This is a genomic window from Pseudomonas sp. NFIX28, assembly GCF_900107395.1.
Taxonomy (GTDB): domain Bacteria; phylum Pseudomonadota; class Gammaproteobacteria; order Pseudomonadales; family Pseudomonadaceae; genus Aquipseudomonas.
This window is the reverse complement of record NZ_FNPW01000003.1, coordinates 198,556-221,127: the sequence shown is the minus strand read 5'-3', so window position 1 is coordinate 221,127 and position 22,572 is coordinate 198,556. Positions and strand designations below refer to the sequence as shown.

The following is a 22,572-nucleotide window of genomic DNA, read 5'->3' as shown; positions in this document are numbered from 1 at the left end:
CGCGAGCAAGCTTCGCTCCTACGCAGGCATGTGGGTCAGCCGACGATATAAGTCTGACCGGTCTGCAGGCCTTCCACGCTCTTGGCGTAGGCCAGCGCCACATCGGCGCCGGGAACCGGCTTGTAGCCGCGGAAATACGGGGCATAGCTGTCCATGGCTTCTTCCAGCACGGTCGGGCTCACCGAGTTCACCCGCAAGCCGCGGGGCAATTCAATGGCGGCGGCACGCACGAAGCCATCGATGGCGCCGTTGACCAGGGCCGCCGAGGCGCCGCTGCGGATCGGGTCGCGGTTGAGGATCCCGGATGTGAAGGTGAACGAGGCGCCGTCGTTGGCGAACTCGCGGCCGATCAGCAGCAGGTTGACCTGGCCCATCAGCTTGTCCTGCAGGCCGAGGGCGAAGTGCTGTTCGTTCATCTCGCCCAGCGCTGCGAAGGTGACATTGCCCGCCGCGCAGACCAACGCATCGAAGCGGCCGGTTTTCTCGAAGAGTGCGCGAATCGAGGCGCTGTCGCTGATATCCACCTGGAATTCGCCGCTGGTGCGGCCGATACGAACGATTTCGTGACGTTGCGACAGCTCTTTGTCGACGGCCGAACCTAGGGTGCCGTGGGCGCCAATCAGCAGGATTTTCATGGGACGGTTCCTCGAGTGGGGTGAATGAGGTTGCAGTCTAGTGCTGGTTTTTCCTGTTGATTAGCGCGCTAATAGGCAACCTTTGGTTTTCAAATGGAAACAATCCATGAGCGAGATGGATGACCTCGCGGCGTTCGCCGTGCTGATCGAGGCGGGCAGTTTCACCCTGGCTGCCCAGCAGTTGGGGTGCAGCAAGGGGCAGTTGTCCAAGCGCATCAGCGCGCTGGAGGAGCGGTTTGCGGTGGTGTTGTTGCAGCGCACCACGCGCCGCTTGAGCCTGACCGCCGCGGGCGCGGCCTTGCTGCCCCAGGCCCAGGCGCTGCTGGCGCAGGTCGAGCGGGCGCGCCAGGCGCTGGCGCGGCTCAAGGACGACATGGCCGGGCCGGTGCGGCTGACGGTGCCGGTGTCGTTGGGCGAGACCTTCTTCGAAGGCCTGTTGCTGGAGTTTTCCCGGCAGTACCCCGAGGTGCAGATCGAGCTGGAGCTGAACAACAACTATCGCGACCTGTCCCGGGACGGTTTCGATTTGGGGATCCGCTCGGAAGTGGCCAATGACCAGCGACTGGTGGCCAGGCCGCTGCTGGCCTGGCACGAGATGACCTGCGCCAGCCCGGCCTACCTGGAGCAATATGGCGAACCTCGGACGCCCAGGGAGCTGGCCGAGCATCGCTGCCTGCTCAACAGCCATTACAGCGGCCGTGAGGAATGGCTCTATCACCAGCAGCACGAGTTGTTGCGGGTACGGGTGTCCGGGCCTTTCGCCAGCAATCATTACAACCTGCTGAAAAAGGCCGCGCTGGTGGGCGCGGGAATCGCCCGGCTGCCGTCCTACCTGCTGCAGGCGGAACTGGCCGACGGGCGTTTGCGCGGGCTGCTGCGTGATTACCAGACCCGCAGCATGCCGATGTACCTGGTGCATCCGTATCAGGGCGGGTTGCTCAGGCGCACCCAGGTCCTGGCCGATTACCTGGTCGGCTGGTTCAAGCGCAGTGGCGAAGCGCTGGATCGCCTGTAACCGCCAGCTTGCCGCCCCCCAGGTCCGTAGGAGCGAAGCTTGCTCGCGAAAAGATCAACGCGATTTTCCAGGCAATCCGCGGCGGCCATCGCGCGCCAGCTGCGCTCCTACGGGGCGCGCTGGCAGCGGCGGGCGATCAGGTGGTCGATGGACAGCCTGCCCGGGCCGCGGGCCATCAGGTACAGCAGCACCGCTGCCCAGGTGCCGTGGGTCGGGTAGGCGTCGGGGTAGACGAAGAGCTGGATGGTCAGGGTCATGCCCAGCAGCGCCAGGGCCGAGAAGCGCGTGGCGAAACCGACCAGCAGCAGCAACGGGAACAGGTGCTCGGCGAATGCCGCCAGATACGCGGCCAGTTCCGGAGAAAGCAGCGGTACCTGGTACTCGCTCTGGAACAGAGGAATGGTCGAGTCGGCCAGGCGCGGCATGCCGAGTTCGAACGTGCCGTCGAACAAATCGATGGCCAGGCCTTCGACCTTGGTCTGGCCGGACTTCCAGAACACCGCGGCGATGGAAAAGCGTCCGACGAAGGCGATCAGGCTGTGGGGAATCTTCTCCAGCAGTTGGATGAGCGGGTTCATCAGGCGGTTGAGCGGGCAGTGGGTATCCATGTTCAGGTCTCGGAAGGGTGGGACAGGCGAGTAATGGCGCCGCGACTGATCAACAGCGCCAGGCCCTGGCTCGGGTCGAAACCAGGGTCGACAGCGAAGGCACTGGCCACGGCGACTGGCAGCGGCTGTGAGTGATGCAGGCATTGGATGAAGCTGGCGACGCCGGCGTCGATAGCGAACACCTCGACCTCCAGCTCGTGGCGCAGTACCAGGGCGTTTTGCCCTTGCTGCAGGTCGATATGCGCCAGATCGATGCTGATCGGGTCGCTGCTTTGTAGCGGATTGTCCGGCCGCTCATCGCCCTGGTGCGCCGCCCACAGCGCGACCACCGGGTGGGGCGATGCCAGGAGACCGAGCGAAGGGTGCAGTTCCAGGCGCAGTTGCTCGAGGATCGCAGGCTCGGCCATGAGCGCGGCGATTTGCCGGGGGGCTACCGGGCAGGCGTCGGCGGCGTGATAAGCCATGACCCGCAGGCGTTCCAGGCGTGCGACATCCGCCAGGTACGGCACGCTGGCGGCAGGAGCGAAGCCGTCGATGAAATCGCCGAAGTCATGGCCATAGTCGCTGAGCACGGCGCTGGCGGGCGGGCAGCGCCTGACATAGAGCGCGGCCATGGCTCGGAAGAATTCGTCGCCCACCAGTTGCGCCACGACCGGATAGGCATCGGCCAGGGCATTGATCAACGAACTCTGCACATTGTTGCGGTACACCGCGAAGCGGCTGGCCGGGTCCGCGCCGTTGCCGCTATAGAGGCCGGCAGGGCAGGGTTGCCCGGAGTCGAGCAGGGCACTGGCGAAGATGGCTTGCGTGCTCATGACAGCCTCCTGGTGCATTGCAGCAACGCGTCCGCCTGGCGCACCTCGGCCTGCAGCACGGAAAACGCCGGCACCTGGTTGTCGCGCTCGATCAGGGTCGCGGTCGGCCCGATCCGCTCCAGCAGCCGCAGGTACAGCGCCCACACGGCGTAGTCGATCGGCGCGCCGTGATCGTCGATCAGCAGGCGGTCGCCCAGGCTGTCGGTGTCTTCGGCAAAACCGGCCAGGTGAATCTCGCCCACCGCGTGCAACGGCAGGGCATCGATGTAGGCCAGCGGGTCGCGCTGGTGGTTGATGCACGACACATAGACGTTGTTCACGTCCAGCAACAGGCCGCAGCCGGTGCGGCTTATCACCTCACGGATGAACTCGGCCTCATCCATGCTCGATTGGCGAAACTCCAGGTAGGTCGCCGGGTTTTCCAGCAGCATCGGGCGACGCAGGGTGTTCTGCACCTGGTCGATGTGCTCGCAGACGCGGTTCAGCGTCGGCTGGTCATAGGCCAGGGGCAGCAGGTCATTGAGAAACACCGGGCCATGGCTGGACCAGGCCAGGTGTTCGGAAAAGGATTGGGGTTGATAACGCTCGATCAGCTGGGACAGGCGTTTCAGGTGCTGCGAATCCAGCGGACCTTCGGCGCCGATCGACAGGCCGACGCCATGCAGCGACAGCGGGTACTGCTCGCGGATCAACCCCAGGTAGTGATGGAACGGCCCGCCGGCGACCATGTAGTTTTCCGCATGGACTTCAAAGAAACCGATATCGGGCTGTTCGCCCAGGACCTGGCGAAAATGCTCGGTCTTGAGCCCCAGCCCGGCGCGTTGCGGCAGGCTGGGGGCGGTCGCCCGAGTGGCGGGATGGAGGGGAAGTGGTACGGCCATGTTCATCATCGACACTCAGGCAGACGGCTGTTTTACGACTTGGCTTTGTAGGCTTGCAGCTGGCCGAAACCGGTAGGCGAGGTGCTGCTGGCGGTTTTCTCGCAAGTACCTTTAGGGACCAGCTTCCAGGCGTTGGCCTGATGATCGACTTTGCTGGTGCCGGCACAGGTGGTGCCTGCGCCCGCGGCGCAATCGTTCTTGCCTTTCATGGCGACGCCAAAGCATTTCTCCATATCGTCGGCAGCCTGGGCGGTGGTCGGCAGGGCGGCGATGCTCAAGGCAGAACCGAGGGCCAGGGCCAGGGCGGCGGCGGACAGGGTGCGAGTGGTAGCGGTCATGGTGTTTCTCCAGAAAATTGGTTGGAAAGGCAGGCTTTCGTGCCTGCTTACCCCTCTAGAGAAAGGTCGCTGGGGTTTGTTACAGCCCAGGCGAAAAAAATCCAGTTGTAGCCGCTGCCGCAGGCTGCGATCGACCGCGCAGCGGGCGCCGTTCTTGAGGCCGCCGCAAGGTCCTGCGGACCTTATCGCAGCCTGCGGCAGCGGCTACAGGTCGATTTCCAGGCAAAAAAAACGGCCCCGAAGGGCCGTTCTTTGTTGCAGCGGATGCTCAGCCGCCCAGATAGGCTTCGCGCACCTTGGGGTCGGTCAGCAGGGCTTCACCAGTGCCCTCCATCACCACCCGGCCGTTTTCCAGCACATAGGCACGGTCGGCGATCTTCAGCGCCTGGTTGGCGTTCTGCTCCACCAGGAACACCGTCACGCCGTCGCGGCGCAGCTGTTCGATGATGTCGAAGATCTGCTGGATGATGATCGGCGCCAGGCCCAGGGACGGTTCGTCGAGCAGCAACAGCTTGGGCTTGCTCATCAGCGCACGGCCGATGGCGAGCATTTGCTGTTCGCCGCCGGACATGGTGCCGCCGCGCTGGTTGAAGCGCTCCTTGAGGCGCGGGAACAGCGCCAGGACCTTGTCCATCTGCTCCTGGTAATCGCCCTTGTCGGTGAAGAACCCGCCCATGGCCAGGTTTTCCTCCACGGTCAGGCGGGCAAACACCCGACGACCTTCCGGTACCACGGCAATGCTTTTGCGCATGATATGCGACGAGTCCTGGCCGACCAGTTCTTCACCCATGTAGCGGATGCTGCCGCTATGGGCTTGCGGCGAGCCGCACAGCGTCATCAGCAGCGTGGACTTGCCGGCACCGTTGGCGCCGATCAGCGTCACGATCTCGCCCTGACGGACTTCGACGTTGACGCTGTGCAGGGCCTGGATCTTGCCGTAGAAGGTGGAAACGTTTTCGAACTGCAGCATTTACGCTTCCCCCAGGTAGGCTTTGATCACTTCAGGATTGTCGCGGATCTGCTCCGGTGTGCCGTCGGCCAGGGGCGTGCCCTGGTTGATCACGACGATGTGGTCGGAAATGCTCATGACCAGTTTCATGTCGTGTTCGATCAGCAGCACGGTGACGTTGTGCTCTTCACGCAGCACGCCGATCAGCGCCTTGAGGTCTTCGGTTTCCCTGGGGTTGAGGCCGGCGGCCGGTTCGTCGAGCATGAGGATCCGCGGACGGGTCATCATGCAGCGGGCGATTTCCAGGCGCCGTTGCTGGCCGTAGGCCAGGGTGCCGGCGGTGCGGTTGGCGAACTCTTTCAGGTTGACCTTTTCCAGCCAGTATTCGGCAAATTCCATCGCCTCGCGCTCGCTCTTGCGGAACGACGGGGTCTTGAACAGGCCGGACAGGAAGTTGGTGTTCAGGTGGCGATGCTGGGCGATCAGCAAGTTCTCGACCGCCGTCATGTCCTTGAACAACCGCACGTTCTGGAAGGTGCGCACCACGCCCTTGAGGGCGATCTTGTGGCCCGGCAGGCCCTGGATCGGCTCTCCGTCGAGCAGAATGCTGCCGCCGGTTGGCTGATAGAAACCGGTCAGGCAGTTGAACACGGTGGTCTTGCCGGCGCCGTTCGGCCCGATCAGTGCAACCACCTGCTTTTCTTTCACGGTCAGGGCCACGCCGTTGACCGCCAGCAAGCCGCCGAAGCGCATGCTCAAGTTTTCGACTTTAAGGATCTCGCGGCTCATTTGCGCAGCTCCATGTGTGGGCGTTGCATCGGCAGCAGACCTTGTGGACGCCAGATCATCATCAGCACCATCAGGGCGCCGAACATCAACATGCGGTATTCACTGAACTCACGCATCATTTCCGGCAGCAGGATCATCACCACGGCCGCCAGGATCACTCCCAGCTGCGAGCCCATGCCGCCGAGGACGACGATGGCGAGGATGATTGCCGACTCGATGAAGGTGAACGACTCCGGCGTCACCAGGCCCTGGCGGGCGGCGAAGAAGCTGCCGGCGAAACCGGCGAAGCTCGCACCGAGGGTGAAGGCGGAGAGCTTGATCACGGTCGGGTTCAGGCCCAGCGCGCGGCAGGCGATTTCGTCTTCACGCAGCGCTTCCCATGCACGGCCGATCGGCATGCGCAGCAGGCGGTTGATGATGAACAGCGCGCCGAGCGCCAGCAACAGGGCCACCAGGTAAAGGAAGATCACCTTGTTGATGGAGTTGTATTCGATGCCGAAGTACTCGTGGAAGGTCTGCAAGCCCTCGGCGGCCCGGCGTTCGAAGGACAGGCCGAAGAACGTCGGTTTCTCGATGTTGCTGATGCCGTTCGGGCCGCCGGTGAGGTCGGTCAGGTTGCGCAGGAACAAGCGGATGATCTCGCCGAAGCCCAGGGTCACGATCGCCAGGTAGTCACCGCGCAGGCGCAATACCGGGAAGCCGAGCAGGAAGCCGAAGGTGGCCGCCATCAGGCCGGCAATCGGCAGGCAGATCCAGAAGCTCAGGCCGTAGTAGTGCGACAGCAGCGCGTAGCTGTAGGCGCCGACGGCATAGAAGCCGACGTAACCGAGGTCGAGCAGGCCGGCCAGGCCGACGACGATGTTCAGGCCGAGGCCGAGCATCACGTAGATCAGGATCAGCGTTGCGATGTCCACCGCGCCACGAGAGCCGAAGAACGGCCAGACCAGCGCGCCGAGGATCAGCGCGATGATGACGTAGCGCTGGGTGGTCGGCAGGGTCAGGAAGTTGCTGGCCTTGGCTGGGATCAGCGGCATGCCCGGCGAGGATTTCCACGCCTTGCTGATCTGCTGGTTGAACAGCACCCGCAGGAACATCAGCACCGAACACACGGCGATGGTCGCCAGGATGGCGGGGCTCGTGCCATGCACTTCCAGGTTGATGCCGACGATGGTCAGTTTCAGACCGAGTACCGGGTAGGCCACGGCCCACACCAGCAAGGCGCTGAACAGCGCCTGTTTAAGATTCCTAGTCATACTTTCTCAACCTCCGGACGGCCCAGAATGCCGGTCGGACGGAACAACAGCACCAGAACCAACAAGCCGAAAGCCACGACGTCCTTGTACTGGTCGCCGAAGATATCGGCGCCAAAGGCTTCCGCCACCCCAAGCACCAACCCGCCGAGCATGGCGCCGGGGATGCTGCCGATCCCGCCCAGTACCGCGGCGGTGAAGGCCTTGAGACCGACCAGGAAGCCGGCATTGGGGTTGATCACGCCGTATTGCATGCTCAGCAGCACGGCCGCGATGGCCGCCAGCGCGGCACCGATGACGAAGGTCAGGGCGATGATGTTGTTGGTGTTGATGCCCAGCAGGTTGGCCATCTTGATGTCCTCGGCGCAGGCACGGCAGGCGCGACCCAGGCGAGAGCGGGAGATGAACAGCGTGAGGCCGAGCATGGCGACCAGGGTCACCACGAACACCACGATTTGCATGTAGGAAATCAGCACTTCATGTGCGCCACCTGGCCCGATGGAGAAGTTGCCCGGGATCAGGTTGGGGATGGATTTGTCCTTGGAGTCCTGCGATAGCAGAACCGTGTTCTGCAGGAAGATCGACATACCGATTGCGGAAATCAGCGGGATCAGACGGTTGCTGCCGCGCAGGGGGCGGTAGGCGATCCGTTCGATGCTGTAACCGTAGGAACTTGTCACGACGATGCTCGCGATGAAGGCTGCGGTCATCAACAACGGGACACTGTCGAGTCCCATCATGGTCAGCCCAGCGATGGCGATGAACGCCACATAGGAACCGATCATGTATACCTCGCCGTGGGCGAAGTTGATCATTCCAATGATGCCGTAGACCATCGTGTAGCCGATGGCGATCAGGGCATACGTGCTGCCAACGGTAAGACCGTTAACCAGCTGTTGGAAAAAGTGATAGAGGTCAGGCATTACAGCGCTCCTAAAAACCTGATACGCATTTCACTGGTGGAGTCATTTTCCCGCCTGCGCCCCGTGGATCTGCATCCACTTCGGGTCAGGTTTTGCCAGCGAACCGCTGATGACGGTTTTGAGATTTTCAGGTGGGCGGGCTTCCGGATCACGGAAAACAGGCCCAATACGTTCGTAAAACAAAGCCCACGGCACGCCGTGGGCTTTATTGGCAGTCAGTCAGGCAGGGCCTTATTGAGGCGAGACTTCGGTTTTAGGTTTGCCGAAGTGCCACTCGTAGACCACAAATTTGAAGTCTTTCAGGTCGCCCTTGGCGTCGAAGCTCAAGTCGCCGGTAGGGGTCTTGAAAGTACCGGCGTGGATGGCTTCGGCCACTTTGACCGGGTCTTCGCTCTTGGCGGCAGTGATACCGCCGGCGATGACTTCAACTGCGGAGTAGGAAGGGAATACGAACGGACCGCTCGGGTCTTCTTTCTTGGCCTTGAACGCATCCGCCAGGGCAATGTTGGCCGGGTCCTGGTCGAAGGATTTCGGCAGGGTCACCAGCAGGCCTTCGGAAGCGTCCTTGGCGATCTGCGAAATGGAGTCGTTACCCACGCCTTCCGGACCCATGAACTTGGCCTTCAGGCCTTTTTCCTGGGCTTGGCGCAGGATCAGGCCCAGCTCCGGGTGGTAGCCGCCGTAGTAGACGAAATCGACGTTGGCTTGCTTGAGCTTGGCGATCATCGAGGAGAAGTCTTTGTCGCCGGCGTTGATGCCTTCGAACACGGCAACCTTGGTGCCTTTCTTCTCGAGGGTCTGCTTCACGGCAGTGGCGATACCTTCACCGTATTGCTGCTTGTCGTGCAGCACGGCAACGATTTTCGGTTTCACGTGGTCGGCGATGTAATTGCCGGCGGCAGGGCCCTGGGCGCTGTCCAGGCCGATGGTGCGGAACACCATCTTGTAACCGCGGGTGGTGATGTCCGGGCTGGTGGCGGCGGGGGTGATCATGACCACGCCTTCGTCTTCGTAGATGTCCGAAGCCGGTTGAGTGGAGCTGGAGCACAGGTGACCGACCACGAACTTGACGCCGTCGTTGACGACTTTGTTGGCTACGGCCACGGCTTGTTTCGGATCGCAGGCATCATCGTATTCGACAGCCTGGAGTTTCTTGCCATCGACGCCGCCCTTGGCGTTGATTTGCTCGATAGCCATTTTGGCGCCACTGAACTGCATGTCGCCGTACTGGGCTACAGGGCCGGTCTTGGGGCCGGCGATGCCGATCTTGATGGTGTCAGCTGCGAACGAATGGCTGGCGACTCCGGCCAGAACCATAGCGGCAAACAGTTTGGAAATCTGCTTAGTAGCCTTATTCATAGTGCTCCACTCTTACTGTTGTAATTTTTATAGTCCTGGCGCCGTAGCAGCAGAACCGGGTCAGATATCTCTTGGGATACCCCCGGAAAATGCCCCCGGCAACTGTACCGGTACAGTGTAGAGCGCCGATTGTCAGCCTGGGAAGCTGGCGCCAGGGGGCAAAATCAGGGGGTGTCGCTTTATTGAAAGAAAAAGACAGAATCGCGGCGGGGGTTTGACCGTATTTACCGAGCAATCCTTGGCTTTCCTGCACTTCTCTATCGTTGACGCATTTGCAACCGGGTTTGTCTGCCAGAGCACCGACGTTATGATTGCGCCGATTTCTTTTCGGGACAGGCCCATGACTCAAGAACCTAGCACCCTCTATGCCAAGCTGCTTGGCGAAACCGCATCTATTACCTGGAAGGAGCTGGAGCCGTTCTTCGCCAAGGGTGCCCTATTGTGGGTCGACGCCGACCTGGATTTGATCGAGGCAGCCGAGGCCATGGCCGAGAACCAGGCCGAGAAAGTCTCTGCCTGGCTGGCCGCCGAGAAGGTTGGGAAAGTGTCTGCGACGCGGGCGCTGGATTTGGTGGAGCGCGATCCGCTGTTGTGGGCGGTGGTGGTTTCGCCGTGGATCCTGGTCCAGGAAAGGGCATCGACCGAAGATTGAGCACCAAAAGAGTGCCTGGTTTTCCCGGGCAAAAGTGTGTAGCCGAGTAACCGCGTCCACGGTGATGGCAAGTTGCCCGTGGAGAAAGGCCCCACCGATTCAGGCTGACGGTGACGTAAGCGGAATGGGAACAGTTTGCAAGGCAGCCTGAGGGCTGCCTGATTGTTCCTGGATAAACGCCACTAAACGCCATTCCCTGTAGGAGCGAAGCTTGCTCGCGATGGCGTCCAGCCAGTCGACATCGCTTCAGCCAGGTGCCGCTGATCGCAAGCAATCGAGCGTCGACCGGCTGCTCCTACAGGTGAGGGGGCAGCTGTCAGTAAGCCGTCCTGCCCGTGTGGTTGTTCAGCGAGATGACCTTGGTCTTGCCGATGCGGTGGCGGTAAATCTCGCGCAGGTACTTGATGGCCTTCTTCACGCAATCGCGAGACAGGCGGATGTCATTGATCGAGACGAACTTCTCCTTGTCGTTGATCAGCTCGCGGTACTTCTTCTCATACATCGGCTTGATCGCGTACCAGTTGGTGTCGAGGATCTTCGCCGGGTTCTCGAACTCGTTGAGCAGCTCGTCGATGCGGCTTTCATCGAAGTCCTCGCTGACGATGAAATCGAGGATCGAGTTGTCCAGGGTTTCGTCGAAGCGGTACGGGTTGCGGGCGAAGCAGCGCTTGATAAAGGCCACGATCAGGGTCAGGAAGTCATCCGACAGGCATGGGCTCTTGGCGATCAGGGTGGTCAGCGAGAGGTTGGCCGAGGCGCCGATCACCAGGGCGTAACGCTTGAGGGTGGTGTTGGGGAACAGGCTGTTGAGGTGGGTCTTGAGCCGGTTCAGGTCCATGTAAGACAGCTTGTAGTCCTTCGGCAGGGAGACGATCGACACCACCGACGAGCAGTTCTTGAAGAAATGCAGGTCGTGCAGGGCGGCCGCGTCGTAGCCGGAAGCCTTGTATTGCTCCAGCGCCGCGCGATAACGCTTGGATTCGATCGGCAGCAGGCTGATGCCCTCGATGGCCTGGGTCACCTTGTTGAAGTGCGGCAGGTCGATGGAGCGGAAAAACAGGTCGTCGATGTTCAGGCGCTGCGGCTCTTTCTCGAACACCTTGAACTTGTCGCCGGTCGGTACCGGGGTTTCCGGGACCACGGACTCGGCGTAGGCGATCGCCACCGGGCCGGCCAGGCTCATGAACAGGTCGTTGGCATCCAGGCGGATGGTCTCGCCGATGTCGATGCCGGCACGCCGGAAATAGTTCTGGTCGTAGTCGGTGGTTACCGCCTGGGCCGTCAGGATGTTGAAGATCTGCTGGGAGATGTACTGGTTGGCGTGCTTCTCCATGGCGTTGACGTCGATGTTCTGGATGTTGCCGTCATCGCTTTCTTCGGCGTAACGCATGATGTCGTTGGAGATCAGCATCATCGCGTTCCATGGGCGGATGCGCCCCATGACGCTGGCTTCGCTGCTGTCTTCGTTGGCGAAGTTGTAGGAGAAGTCCCATTCCTCCGACAGGTATTTGCACAGCAGGCGTCCGGCATTGATGTGCAAGGCTTCGGACATCTCGCTGCGGTGATCGGAGATGTTCGGCAGTACGCAGATGCCGCTGGTGAAGATCGGCTCGAAGACGAAGGAGTGGCCGCTCTTGCTGTCGTGCTCGTCGACCGGCTTGGTGTCGAACGTCTTGTTCATGTACGAGTATTGCTGGGCCAGGCCGAACTCCGAGGCCATCCCCGAGCCGGTGCCGCCGCCGGCGCTGAAGATCGAGAAATACAGGCGCGACTGGTTGGCCTTGATGCCGCAGGAGTCGATCAGGTACGAGTGGATCATTTTCCAGTCGGGGCTGGAGAAGCGCTGGGTGTCCTTGTTGAGGATGATCTTGGCCAGGTACTGGCCGAGGATCGGCGCGTTACCGGCGCCGCCGGCATGGACTTCCGAAAGGTCCATGATCTTCATCTTGCTGTAGTCGCGGATAAAGCCGCTTTTCTCACCCTTGCGCGAAAAGCGGATGCGCCCGGCGATGTCCTTGTCCAGGTCGCCCAGCATCACCAGCGGTTCGACCAGGAATACCGGCTTGCTGGCCTTGCCCTGGCCCAGGCGCAGGTTGTGGCGGATCCACTGGCCGGGGCTGTAGCCCTTGTCGGCATAGGCCTTGTCGTCGTTGTTGAATTCGTTGAGGTAGAACTTGCGGGCGTTGTACACCAGCTCCGCAACATCCAGGGCGATGTTCGAGCCGCAGCGGCCCAGGCCGATCAGGCAGACCGAAGGAAACTCCTGCTCGCGGCGCGCGTCGAGCTCGTCTTCCAGATGCGGCGCGCGGGGGAACACCGAATCGCGCAGGCCGTCGAGGTTGTCGAGGATGCGGTCGGTATTGGTCTCGGTGAAATAAAGGTATTGCTGGGGCGCCTGCGGGCGCGAACTGGACAATGGCTTCGAATCTGAAAAGCTCTGGCTGCCCGCGGTCAGCGTCAGTTCGGATACTGCGTTGGCAGAATTGTTTTTAGAAGTCATTGTGCGCCGTGTGCCTGGACTGGTCGGCTCGGTGATCGGATGTCAAAGAGCCATCAAGTGGGATTTCGCGACTTTACAGTGCGCTATTGGCCCCAGCGAGGGATAAGTCTGATGGACGCTAGGGGGAATCCTTTCCTAAGTTCAGATAAATCGGCCAGTTTTCGGTGTTCTTTAATCAAAAGGAGGCAAAATGATGGCAATGCTACCCACCCTTGGGTTCGCCGGTATTGGCCTGATGGGCTTGCCCATGTGTCGTCGCCTGCTGGCGGCGGGTTACCCGCTGGTGGTGTGGAACCGCAACCGGGAAAAATGCGCGCCGCTGCTGGCGGCAGGCGCGACACTGGCCGAAACCCCGGCCCAACTGTGTGAATCCGCGGACCTGGTGTTGCTGTGCCTGGCCAATACCGAGGTGGTGCGCGAGGTGGTGTTCGGTGCCCAAGGCATCGCCCAGGGCGCCCGGACCGGCCAATTGCTGGTGGACCTTTCCAGCCTGGAGCCGACCGCCACCCGGGAAATGGCCGCGCAATTGGCCAGCAGCACCGGCATGGGCTGGGTCGATGCCCCGGTGTCCGGCGGCACGCCCGGTGCCGAGGCCGGCAGCCTGGCGATCATGGTCGGCGGCGAGGCGGCGGATATCGAGCGGGTCCGGCCGGTGTTGCTGCATTTGGGGCAGCGGGTGACTCACATGGGCGGTGTCGGTGCCGGCCAGGTGACCAAGGCCTGCAACCAGATGATCGTCGCCTGCAATGCGCTGGTGATTGCCGAAGTGGTGGCGCTGGCCGAACGTTCCGGGGTCGATGCCTCATTGCTGGCCGAGGCGCTGGCCGGTGGCTTCGCCGATTCCAGGCCGTTGCAGATCCTCGCCCCGCAGATGGCGCAAAGCCGCTTCGAGCCGATCAAGTGGCACGTGCGCACGTTGCTCAAGGATCTGGACGGGGCGGTGAAATTTTCCCGCGAGCAGGGCTCGGCCACGCCGATTAGCGGATTGGCTGCACAACTGATGCGCCTGCATGGCGGCCAGGGCTATCTGGAGCAGGATCCCGCGACCCTGGTCCGCCTGTATCGCGAACCGGCGTCAGAGGGCTGAGCGCGGGGAAGATAGGCAGCATGCGCTGCTCGATTTCGTCGATCACCCCGGGCAGTTCCTCCAGGGGCATCGCCCGGCTGAGCAGGTAACCCTGGATGAAGTCGCAGCCGTACTGGGCGAGAAACTCGTACTGCTGCAGGCTTTCGACGCCTTCGGTCACCACCTGCAGGTGCAGGGTATGGGCCATGACGATGATCGCCTGGACGATTTCCTTGTCCTGGGTCGACTGGGGCACGTCCTGAATGAACGAGCGGTCGATCTTCAGGGTGTTGAGCGGCAGGCGCTTGAGGTAGGCGAGGGACGAATAGCCGGTGCCGAAGTCGTCGATCGACAGCGACACGCCAAGATTGCGGATCTGCCGCAACAGGGTCACGGTGCTGTCGATATTGCCCATCAGGGCGTTTTCCGTGACCTCCAGCTCCAGGCGCTGCGGCGCGACACCGGCGCTGTCCAGGGCGTTGGCGATCTCCTCGGCCAGCTCCTCCCGCGCCAGGTTCAACGCCGAGCAGTTGACGGCGATTTTCAGCTCGGCAAAACCGTGGCGGGACAGCGCAGCCAAGTCCTCGCAGGCCTTGCGCAGCACCCAGTTGTCCAGTTCGGCGATCAGCCCGTTGGCCTCGGCGATCCCGATGAAGCGGTCCGGGGCCAGCAGCCCGTGCAACGGATGCCGCCAGCGCACCAGGGCTTCGAGCTTGCTGACCTTGCGGCTGCCCAGGTCGTAGATGGGTTGGTAATACAGGGCCAGCCCGGCTTCGGTGCGCAGGGCGTTGCGCAGTTCTTCCTCCAGTTGCAGCTCCAGGCTCGCGCGGGTTTTCAGGTTGGTACTGAAGAAATGCAGGCTGTTGCGACCGCTGCCCTTGGATTGATAGAGCGCCAGGTCGGCATGCTTGAGCAGCTCTTCGCTGGTCCTGCCATCGTCGGGAAAGACGCTGATGCCGATGCTGGTGGTCATCACCATGCGCCTTCCTGCCAGCTCGATGGGTTCCTTCATCTTGTTCATGATGCGCTGCGCCATGTGCTGGGCCTCGTCGCGCTCGCTCAAGCTCATGAGGATGCAGAACTCGTCGCCGCCGAAGCGCGCCACCACGTCTTCATGGCTGCGGGTGGAGCTTTTGATATGGCCGGCAATCACCTTCAGCAGTTCGTCGCCAGCATCGTGGCCGAGGCTGTCGTTGATCCGCTTGAAGTGGTCGATGTCGAGGAACATCACCGCCAACATGCCGCCCTGCACGGTCTTTTCGATGAGTTTTTCGGCGAACAGCTGGTTGAAGCCGCGGCGATTGATCAGGTTGGTCAGGGCGTCGTAATGCGCCACCTGCTGCAGCGCCACCCGGGCCTGGTCGAGTTGGCTCAGCAGCGTGTTGACCCGGCGCAGGTCCTGTTCCTTGTATTGCAGCTTCTTGTCCGCCAGGGCCGCGCTGATGCTGCTGCCGATGATCAACAGGGCAATCACGGCGATGGTCAGGCCCAGTTGCAAGGGGTTGTTGTCCACCGCTACGGGGGGCGTGCCCGCCGCCGGCATCACCAGTTTCAACGACCACATGCCGGTGAAATGCATGGCGACTATGCCGCCTCCCAGGAGCAGGCTGGAGGCATATTTGAGCAACTGATGGAACATGCCGCTGCCATTGCTCAGGTAGCGCGACAACAGCAGCGCGACCAGGCTCGCGCTGATGGCGATGGCAACGGACAAGCCGAAGAGGTCGGGCTGGTAATAGGCCGTGGCCTGCGAGCGCATGGCCGCCATGCCGACGTAATGCATGGTAGAGATGCCCAGGCCGATCCAGACCGACGCCAGCAGATAGCGCCACAACTGCAGCCGGGGATGGCTGAGGGTTTTCATCGCCAGCCAGGATGCAATCACCGCGATCAACAGCGACAGCAGGGTCATCGGCAGGTCGTAATGGGTTTTGATGGGTATCTGCAACGCCAGCATGCCAATGAAATGCATGGCCCAGATGCCGCCGGCCAGGCAGAAGGCACCGACCCAGCGCCAGCGTTGCTGGGCCTCGGGAACGTCGACATGACGCACCCGCTCGGCCATGTCCAGGGTGGCGAAACTGCCGGCGCAGGCCACCAGGTATGCGAGGAGCACCAGCACGGGGTTGTGGTTGCAGGTGAGCAATACCTGCCCGCCTGCGGGGAGCTCGGTAAAAAAATGCAGACCAAGCCATTCCATCGCAGGCTCCGTTTCTAGAGTCATCCTGAGCCAGCCCTGGCTGACCAATGGGGTTGAGTATAGAAAGCCGAGGCAAGGCCGGGAGCGGTGCTGGCAAATTGACTTAAATGATTTTGTAATTCAGCCAATAGCCAATAGAACTAAGCGCTCTGTTCGAAGTACAGCGTCGGTTCCAGGGGCGCCAGCCCGAATGCCGCACGCGCCGCGTCGCAATCGACGTTCTGCTGGCCATTTTCCCAGGACGCCTCGAACTCGCGGCAAGTGCTGGAGCGCTGGTGATAGATCGAACAACTCACTTCTTTGCCGACTTCGCCGGTCAGCGCGGTGCAGCGGGTCGGCTTGCAATCGGTACCGAGCATGGCGACCCGGCTGGGGCTGATGGAGGCCACCAGGTCGTCAGGGACCGTTCCGCCGGAAGAGGCGCATTCACCCCAAAAAAAAGACACACGAAAGTGTGAACAGCAGGCACCGCAATTCAGACACGGACTGGCTTCGGACATGGGCGTATTCAAAGGGGAGGAGTTTGATGAGGGGGGCAGCAAGGCCGCTATTCTAGGCTTCGCAACGGCCTTGGGAAGGGGGCGCGCGAGGTATTTTTCAGGCCCTGCGCAAGCCCTTGAAAAATCGGGTTTTAGCCCCGGTATCCGGGGGCTTGCGCGGTGTTCGGCGGGAGGCGATTGCAGCCGCTGGTCGGATGCTGGACGTGGCCCACGAGCGGCGTTGCGGATTGCCCGATATCAGCCTTACGAATCATTACAGACAAGCGCGACGGGGCTGACTAGATTGCAAGTTCCAGGCTCGGTTGCGTCTGGCCGAATAACAATAAAGAGACCGACCCATGCAGAACTCGACCCAAGCGGCGAATGCCTGGCGCATTCTGTTCCTGTTGTTCCTGGCTAACCTGTTCAACTTCTTCGATCGCACCATTCCGGCCATCATCATCGAGCCGATCCGTATGGAATGGCACCTGAGCGATTTCCAGATCGGCATCATCGGTACCGCCTTCACCATCGTCTACGCCATTGCCGGTCTGCCCCTTGGGCGCATGGCCGATACCGGTTCGCGCAGCAAACTCATGGGCTGGGGCCTGGCGGCGTGGAGCGGGCTGACCGCGGTCAACGGCCTGGTGGGCAGTTTCTGGAGTTTCCTTGTCGTGCGCATGGGCGTCGGTATCGGCGAAGCCAGCTATGCGCCGGCGGCCAACTCGCTGATCGGCGACCTGTTCCCGGCGCATCGCCGGGCCCGGGCCATGGGCATCTTCATGCTGGGCCTGCCGCTGGGCCTGTTGCTGGCGTTCTTCACCATCGGCGCGATGGTCAAGGCGTTCGACAGCTGGCGCGCGCCGTTTTTTATCGCCGCGGTGCCGGGGCTGTTGCTGGCGGTGTTCATGTTTTTCATCAAGGAGCCCAAGCGCGGGGCGGCGGAAACCGTCGCGGTGTCCCAGGAGCGCGTCGACCGGCCGATCCGCCGGGTGCTGGCGATCCCGACCTTTCTCTGGCTGGTGCTGGCGGGGCTGACCTTCAACTTCGCGACCTACGCCTGCAACTCGTTCCTGGTGCCGATGCTGCAGCGTTATTTCCTGATGCCGCTGCAGGAGGCCGCGGTGGCGACCGGGGTGATAGTCGGGGTCACCGGCCTGGTTGGCCTGACGCTGGGCGGCTGGGTCGCCGACAAGATTCACCAGCGCGTCGCCAATGGCCGGTTGCTGTTCGCGGCCTTCAGCATGCTGGTCTCGACGCTGTGCACCGCCTGGGCCCTGCATGCCGGGCGCATTGAAATCGGGGTGTTCGTCGCGGTGTTCAGCCTCGGCTGGCTGTTTGCCTACAACTTCTATACCTGCGTCTACACGGCGATCCAGGACGTGGTCGAACCGCGCCTGCGGGCCACGGCCATGGCGCTGTTCTTTGCCGGCCTGTATCTGTTGGGCGGTGGCCTGGGGCCGGTGGTGGTGGGGGCATTGTCCGACCACTTCGCCCATTCGGCGATGTACGCCGCCGGGGCGGGGCAGATGACCGAGGCGTTCAAGGCAGTCGGCCTGCACGACGCCATGTACCTGATTCCAGTGGCGTTGCTGCTGACCATGCTGTTCCTGTTCCTGGCCTCGCGCTGCTTCGTGCGCGATGCGCAGCGGATGAAGGACGGGCTGGTGCCGGGCGAACCGGCAGCGGCTGCGGTGGCGGCTTGAACAGTGCTTTGTAGGAGCGAGGCTTGCCCGCGATGAACGATGACGCGGTAAAGCTGTAGAACGCGTTGCGACCATCGCGGGCAAGCCTCGCTCCTACAGACGCAGATAAAAAAAGGCCCGCATTGTGCGGGCCTTTTTATTTACCGGAAGGGCAGGGGGATCAGCCCGCCACCAGGACCCGGATCGCTTCCAGGCGCAGCGCCGCTTTCTCAAGCATCGCCAGGCCTTGTTCGCGTTGTTGGCGCAGGGCCACCAGCTCGCTGTCGCGCACGGTCGGGTTGACCGCCTGCAACGCGGTCAGGCGCGCCAGTTCTTCGTCGGTATCGGCGGCCAGGCGACGTTGTGCCTCGGCCACGCGCTCGGCGTGACGCGGGGCGATCTTCGCTTCGCCGGCGTTGATCTTCGGCGTCAGCTGGTCGCGCTGGGCCTGGATGAACTTGTTGGCGCTGGCCCGTGGCACGCTTTCCAGCTGGTCGTTGAGGGTCTCGAAGGCGACGCGCGCCGACAGGTCGTTGCCGTTGGCGTCCAGCAGGCAGCGCAGGGCGGCCGGTGGCAGGTAGCGGCCCAGTTGCAGCGAGCGCGGGGCTACCACCTCGCTGACATACAGCAGCTCAAGCAGCACGGTGCCGGGTTTCAGCGCCTTGTTCTTGATCAGCGCCACGGCGGTGTTGCCCATGGAGCCGGACAGCACCAAGTCCATGCCGCCTTGCACCATCGGGTGTTCCCAGGTGATGAACTGCATGTCTTCGCGCGACAGCGCCTGGTTGCGGTCGTAGGTGATGGTCACGCCTTCGTCGTCGCCCAGCGGGAAGCTGGCGTCGAGCATTTTTTCGCTCGGCTTGAGGATCAGCGCGTTGTCCGAATGGTCTTCGCTGTCGATGCCGAAGGCGTCGAACAGGGTTTCCATGTAGATCGGCAGGGCGAACTGGTCGTCCTGCTCGAGGATCGCCTCCACCAGCGCATCGCCTTCGCCAGCGCCGCCGGAGTTGAGCTCCAGCAGACGGTCGCGACCGGTGTGCAGCTCGGCTTCAAGACGCTCGCGCTCGGTGCGCGCCTCGTCGATCAGCGCTTGCCACTCGCCATCGTCGGCTTCTTCCAGCAGCGGCAGCAGGCGCGGGCCGAACTGATGCTGCAGGGCGTTACCGGTCGGGCAGGTGTTGAGGAAGGCGTTCAACGCTTCGTGGTACCACTGGAACAGGCGCTCTTGCGGGCTGGTTTCCAGGTACGGCACATGCAGCTCGATCACGTGTTTCTGGCCGATCCGGTCGAGACGGCCGATCCGCTGTTCCAACAGGTCTGGGTGCGACGGCAGGTCGAACAGCACCAGGTGGTGAGCGAACTGGAAGTTGCGGCCTTCACTGCCGATTTCCGAGCAGATCAGCACCTGGGCGCCGAACTCTTCGTCGGCGAAGTAGGCGGCGGCGCGGTCGCGCTCGAGGATGTTCATGCCTTCGTGGAACACCGTGGCCGGAATGCCGGAGCGCACGCGCAGGGCGTCTTCCAGGTCCATGGCGGTTTCGGCGTGGGCACAGATCACCAGGACCTTGGTGCGCTTGAGCATCTTCAGTTGGTCGATCAGCCACTCGACGCGTGGGTCGAATTTCCACCAGCGTTCTTCTTCGCCGGCGTCCGGCTGGGCCTGGAAGCTGACTTCCGGGTACAGCTCGGCGTGCTCGCCCAGTGGCAGTTCCAGGTATTCGTCCGGGCATGGCAGCGGGTACGGGTGCAGCTTGCGTTCCGGGAAGCCTTGCACCGCGGCGCGGGTGTTGCGAAACAGCACGCGGCCGGTGCCGTGGCGGTCGAGCAGCTCGCGCACCAGGCGCGCGCTGGCCTCGCTGTCGCCATCGTTGACGGCGGTCAACAAGGCTTCGCCTTCGTTGCCGAGGAAACCATGGATGGTCTGGTGCGCTTCGGGCGACAGGCGGCCCTTATCCAGCAGCTCCTGCACGGCTTCGGCCACCGGGCGATAGTTTTCGCTCTCGGCACGGAAGGCGGCCAGGTCGTGGAAACGGTTCGGGTCGAGCAGGCGCAGACGGGCGAAGTGGCTGTCCTGGCCCAGCTGTTCCGGGGTAGCGGTGAGCAGCAGGACGCCGGGGATCACTTCGGCCAGTTGTTCCACCAGCGCGTATTCCGGGCTGACCTGGTCTTCGTGCCACACCAGGTGGTGAGCTTCGTCGACCACCATCAGGTCCCAGCCGGCGGCGAACAGCGCGTCCTGGGCTTTCTCGTCGTCCACCAGCCATTCCAGGGCCACCAGGGCGAGCTGGGTGTCCTCGAAGGGGTTGGCGGCATCGCTTTCGATAAAACGTTCTTCGTCGAACAGTGCGACCTGCAGGTTGAAGCGCCGGCGCATCTCCACCAGCCATTGGTGCTGCAGGTTTTCCGGCACCAGGATCAGCACGCGGCTGGCGCGGCCCGACAGCAGTTGGCGGTGGATCACCAGGCCGGCTTCGATGGTCTTGCCCAGGCCCACTTCGTCCGCCAGCAGAACCCGCGGCGCGATACGGTCGGCGACTTCACGGGCAATGTGCAGCTGGTGGGCGATAGGCTGGGCGCGTACGCCACCCAGGCCCCACAGCGACGATTGCAGCTGGCGGCTGGTGTGTTCCAGGGTGTGGTAGCGCAGGGAGAACCAGGCCAGCGGGTCGATCTGCCCGGCGAACAGACGGTCGCTGGCCAGACGGAACTGGATGAAGTTCGAGAGTTGGGTTTCCGGCAGGGTGACGACTTCGTTCTGCCCGTTGAGGCCGTGGTAGACCAGCAGGCCGTCGACGTCGTCGACTTCGCGCACGGTCATTTTCCAGCCTTCGAAGTGGGTGATGGTGTCACCCGGGGAAAACCTCACGCGAGTGAGGGGCGCATTCCGTAGCGCATACTGGCGAGTGTCGCCAGTGGCCGGATAGAGCACGGTCAGCAAGCGGCCGTCCTGTGCCAGAACGGTGCCTAGACCTAGCTCGGCTTCGCTGTCACTAATCCAGCGTTGCCCCGGTTGATACTGCTGCGCCATGCTGCCTGACTCCCGCCTTGAAAAAGCCGACTATGTTAACGGATCGGCGCCCTCAGGCCAAAGGACTCTAACAAAAACAACTACGCTGGACGGTAGCGTATCGGGCGTATTTGTCGGGCTTGGGCACGATCGGGTGACGACTGGGTCACAACTTTGCGACCGATGGCTCAAGTCGCCCCCACAGCAGCCGACAGCCTGCCGACAGGAGACCAAATAATATGCTGCCCCCGATGCTGCCCTTGAGTGCCGTGCCAGTGACCTCCCAGCAGGACCCCATCCGGCCGCGCCCGGATATCCCGCCGGTGGTGTCGGTGCAACAAAGTTCCAACGAAAGCACCATCGACTTGCAGAAGCGCGATGCCGAACAGTCGGCACTGCTGCTGCGCGAAGAGCAGCAGCGCCAACAGCAAAAACGCCAGCGCCAGCGCGAGGCCGAGGAGGATCCCGAACTGCACCTGGCCGTGCCTGGGGACGAGCTGAATGCCGACAACACCGTGCCCGTGGTGCCGCTGATCGAGGATGCGCCACGCCAGGGGCTGTGGGTCGACGTCGAGGTTTAGAGGTCGCGGCTTCAATACTGGCGATCGCGGAGTCGGCTGATCCTCTGGGGGCGGCGGGATCGCCAGCCTGTCGGTTTTAATTGCACTCAATGTCGGCCGATCACTGTTCAGTCGCCGCGTCACGCCGCATTATTGGCAAACCCGCAAAGGCCGCAGCTCTTCTATATAGAAGCTTCGGTCGACATTGACCTGAATGATGCAAGCCAACGCCATGAGCCAAGACGACAATCTGATCGACCTGAATGCCGAACGTGCCAAGCGTGTGCATGACCTGAAGGAAAAGCGCCTGAATGAAGTGCGCCAGGCGTTCGAACAGGCAATGCCCCTGGGCAAGCCGAAGAAGAAGCCGAAAAAACCGAAAAAGCGCTGAAATGGGCGCGATCCGTTGATGTAAATCAGTTATTCCCCCTCCTCGTCGCCCGGTCTTGGGCGACATTGACCCCGGTCAATTTTCCCCGCCGCCTCTTTGGTTAACTTAGCCCCATCAACAACCGGGCAAGAGCAGGAGGCCAGTCATGTTTTTCGACAATGTGGTGATCGCCGGAGTGCTGACTGTCGGCCTCATGGTTCTGTTTTTCGCCGGGTTTGGATTTTTCATCTGGAAAGATGCGCATAAACGCAAAAAACCTTAAGTCTTTCCGGTAACGAGCACGCAAGGCATTTTGGGCAACTTCGGTTGCCCTTTTTTTTGCCTGTGTGTTTTGTAGGCGCGAGGCTTGCCCGCGATGGCGTCCGCTTTGCGCGATACAGGTCTCCAGGTAGAACGCGGAATCAGCTTTCAAGACTGCCTTGCAGCCCATCGCGAGCAAGCTTCGCTCCTACAGAGGTCGATCATTTATT

The 22,572-nt window shown here is 62.2% G+C and carries 21 protein-coding genes; 7 read left to right on the top strand and 14 right to left on the bottom strand.

Annotated features, from left to right (window positions below):
- Positions 1-35: 35 nt before the first annotated feature.
- On the bottom strand, positions 36-635 hold the full coding sequence (locus BLV20_RS07350; protein ID WP_092299092.1) for a short chain dehydrogenase: 600 nt from the start codon (positions 633-635) through the stop codon (positions 36-38).
- A gap of 106 nt (positions 636-741) precedes the next feature.
- On the opposite strand from BLV20_RS07350, the gene BLV20_RS07345 reads away from it, so the two are divergent.
- A complete protein-coding gene (locus tag BLV20_RS07345; protein WP_092299089.1) occupies positions 742-1,650 on the top strand; it encodes a LysR family transcriptional regulator in 909 nt (302 codons plus the stop codon).
- A 107-nt stretch (positions 1,651-1,757) separates the two neighbouring features.
- Here BLV20_RS07345 and BLV20_RS07340 read toward each other — a convergent pair whose 3' ends face one another.
- The 9 genes from BLV20_RS07340 to BLV20_RS07300 form a co-directional block, all read right to left on the bottom strand.
- Positions 1,758-2,258 (bottom strand): DoxX family protein, encoded by a 501-nt coding sequence (locus BLV20_RS07340; RefSeq protein ID WP_092299086.1) that lies wholly within the window; start codon positions 2,256-2,258, stop codon positions 1,758-1,760.
- A 2-nt stretch (positions 2,259-2,260) separates the two neighbouring features.
- The gene (locus BLV20_RS07335) at positions 2,261-3,073 is read right to left on the bottom strand and encodes an HvfC/BufC N-terminal domain-containing protein (RefSeq protein WP_092299083.1); all 813 of its coding nucleotides are present in this window, start codon (positions 3,071-3,073) and stop codon (positions 2,261-2,263) included.
- On the bottom strand, positions 3,070-3,954 hold the full coding sequence (locus tag BLV20_RS07330) for an MNIO family bufferin maturase (protein ID WP_175540152.1): 885 nt from the start codon (positions 3,952-3,954) through the stop codon (positions 3,070-3,072). Before BLV20_RS07330 ends, BLV20_RS07335 begins: the two co-directional genes overlap by 4 nt.
- A 32-nt stretch (positions 3,955-3,986) precedes the next feature.
- The gene (locus BLV20_RS07325; protein ID WP_092299077.1) at positions 3,987-4,292 is read right to left on the bottom strand and encodes a BufA1 family periplasmic bufferin-type metallophore; all 306 of its coding nucleotides are present in this window, start codon (positions 4,290-4,292) and stop codon (positions 3,987-3,989) included.
- 268 nt (positions 4,293-4,560) lie between these two features.
- A complete protein-coding gene (locus tag BLV20_RS07320; protein WP_092299074.1) occupies positions 4,561-5,262 on the bottom strand; it encodes an ABC transporter ATP-binding protein in 702 nt (233 codons plus the stop codon).
- On the bottom strand, positions 5,263-6,030 hold the full coding sequence (gene livG, locus BLV20_RS07315) for a high-affinity branched-chain amino acid ABC transporter ATP-binding protein LivG (RefSeq protein ID WP_092299071.1): 768 nt from the start codon (positions 6,028-6,030) through the stop codon (positions 5,263-5,265).
- Entirely contained in the window at positions 6,027-7,283 is a 1,257-nt protein-coding gene (locus BLV20_RS07310; protein WP_092299068.1) for a high-affinity branched-chain amino acid ABC transporter permease LivM, read from the bottom strand. The genes livG and BLV20_RS07310 overlap by 4 nt, the downstream gene beginning before the upstream one ends.
- Positions 7,280-8,203, bottom strand: coding sequence for a high-affinity branched-chain amino acid ABC transporter permease LivH (gene livH / locus BLV20_RS07305; protein ID WP_092299065.1), 924 nt, complete (start codon positions 8,201-8,203; stop codon positions 7,280-7,282). The genes BLV20_RS07310 and livH overlap by 4 nt, the downstream gene beginning before the upstream one ends.
- Before the next feature lie 231 nt (positions 8,204-8,434).
- Positions 8,435-9,562 carry a branched-chain amino acid ABC transporter substrate-binding protein gene (locus tag BLV20_RS07300; protein WP_092299062.1) on the bottom strand — a complete coding sequence of 376 codons (1,128 nt, stop codon included), beginning with the start codon at positions 9,560-9,562 and terminating at the stop codon, positions 8,435-8,437.
- Positions 9,563-9,902: 340 nt separating this feature from the next.
- On the opposite strand from BLV20_RS07300, the gene BLV20_RS07295 reads away from it, so the two are divergent.
- The gene (locus BLV20_RS07295) at positions 9,903-10,214 is read left to right on the top strand and encodes a DUF2288 domain-containing protein (protein ID WP_092299803.1); all 312 of its coding nucleotides are present in this window, start codon (positions 9,903-9,905) and stop codon (positions 10,212-10,214) included.
- 316 nt (positions 10,215-10,530) lie between these two features.
- On the opposite strand, the gene BLV20_RS07290 is transcribed toward BLV20_RS07295, so the two are convergent.
- Positions 10,531-12,714 carry a hypothetical protein gene (locus tag BLV20_RS07290; protein WP_092299060.1) on the bottom strand — a complete coding sequence of 728 codons (2,184 nt, stop codon included), beginning with the start codon at positions 12,712-12,714 and terminating at the stop codon, positions 10,531-10,533.
- Positions 12,715-12,904: 190 nt separating this feature from the next.
- On the opposite strand from BLV20_RS07290, the gene BLV20_RS07285 reads away from it, so the two are divergent.
- On the top strand, positions 12,905-13,801 hold the full coding sequence (locus BLV20_RS07285; RefSeq protein WP_092299057.1) for an NAD(P)-dependent oxidoreductase: 897 nt from the start codon (positions 12,905-12,907) through the stop codon (positions 13,799-13,801).
- Here BLV20_RS07285 and BLV20_RS07280 read toward each other — a convergent pair.
- Both BLV20_RS07280 and BLV20_RS07275 read right to left on the bottom strand, forming a co-directional pair.
- On the bottom strand, positions 13,692-15,980 hold the full coding sequence (locus tag BLV20_RS07280) for a putative bifunctional diguanylate cyclase/phosphodiesterase (protein ID WP_092299054.1): 2,289 nt from the start codon (positions 15,978-15,980) through the stop codon (positions 13,692-13,694). The genes BLV20_RS07285 and BLV20_RS07280 overlap by 110 nt on opposite strands.
- A 140-nt stretch (positions 15,981-16,120) precedes the next feature.
- Complete coding sequence (locus tag BLV20_RS07275) at positions 16,121-16,480, bottom strand: YkgJ family cysteine cluster protein (protein ID WP_007926609.1); 360 nt, start codon at positions 16,478-16,480, stop codon at positions 16,121-16,123.
- A 338-nt stretch (positions 16,481-16,818) separates the two neighbouring features.
- On the opposite strand from BLV20_RS07275, the gene BLV20_RS07270 reads away from it, so the two are divergent.
- Complete coding sequence (locus BLV20_RS07270; RefSeq protein ID WP_092299051.1) at positions 16,819-18,165, top strand: spinster family MFS transporter; 1,347 nt, start codon at positions 16,819-16,821, stop codon at positions 18,163-18,165.
- A gap of 160 nt (positions 18,166-18,325) precedes the next feature.
- On the opposite strand, the gene rapA is transcribed toward BLV20_RS07270, so the two are convergent.
- A complete protein-coding gene (gene rapA / locus BLV20_RS07265) occupies positions 18,326-21,172 on the bottom strand; it encodes an RNA polymerase-associated protein RapA (protein WP_092299048.1) in 2,847 nt (948 codons plus the stop codon).
- Positions 21,173-21,390: 218 nt separating this feature from the next.
- On the opposite strand from rapA, the gene BLV20_RS07260 reads away from it, so the two are divergent.
- From BLV20_RS07260 to ccoM, 3 genes are all read left to right on the top strand, one after another.
- Positions 21,391-21,732 (top strand): aspartate-semialdehyde dehydrogenase, encoded by a 342-nt coding sequence (locus BLV20_RS07260; protein ID WP_092299046.1) that lies wholly within the window; start codon positions 21,391-21,393, stop codon positions 21,730-21,732.
- A 211-nt stretch (positions 21,733-21,943) separates the two neighbouring features.
- Entirely contained in the window at positions 21,944-22,102 is a 159-nt protein-coding gene (locus BLV20_RS31345; protein WP_023968072.1) for a hypothetical protein, read from the top strand.
- A 145-nt stretch (positions 22,103-22,247) separates the two neighbouring features.
- Positions 22,248-22,364 (top strand): cytochrome c oxidase subunit CcoM, encoded by a 117-nt coding sequence (gene ccoM, locus BLV20_RS31920; RefSeq protein WP_007926603.1) that lies wholly within the window; start codon positions 22,248-22,250, stop codon positions 22,362-22,364.
- Positions 22,365-22,572: the final 208 nt, after the last annotated feature.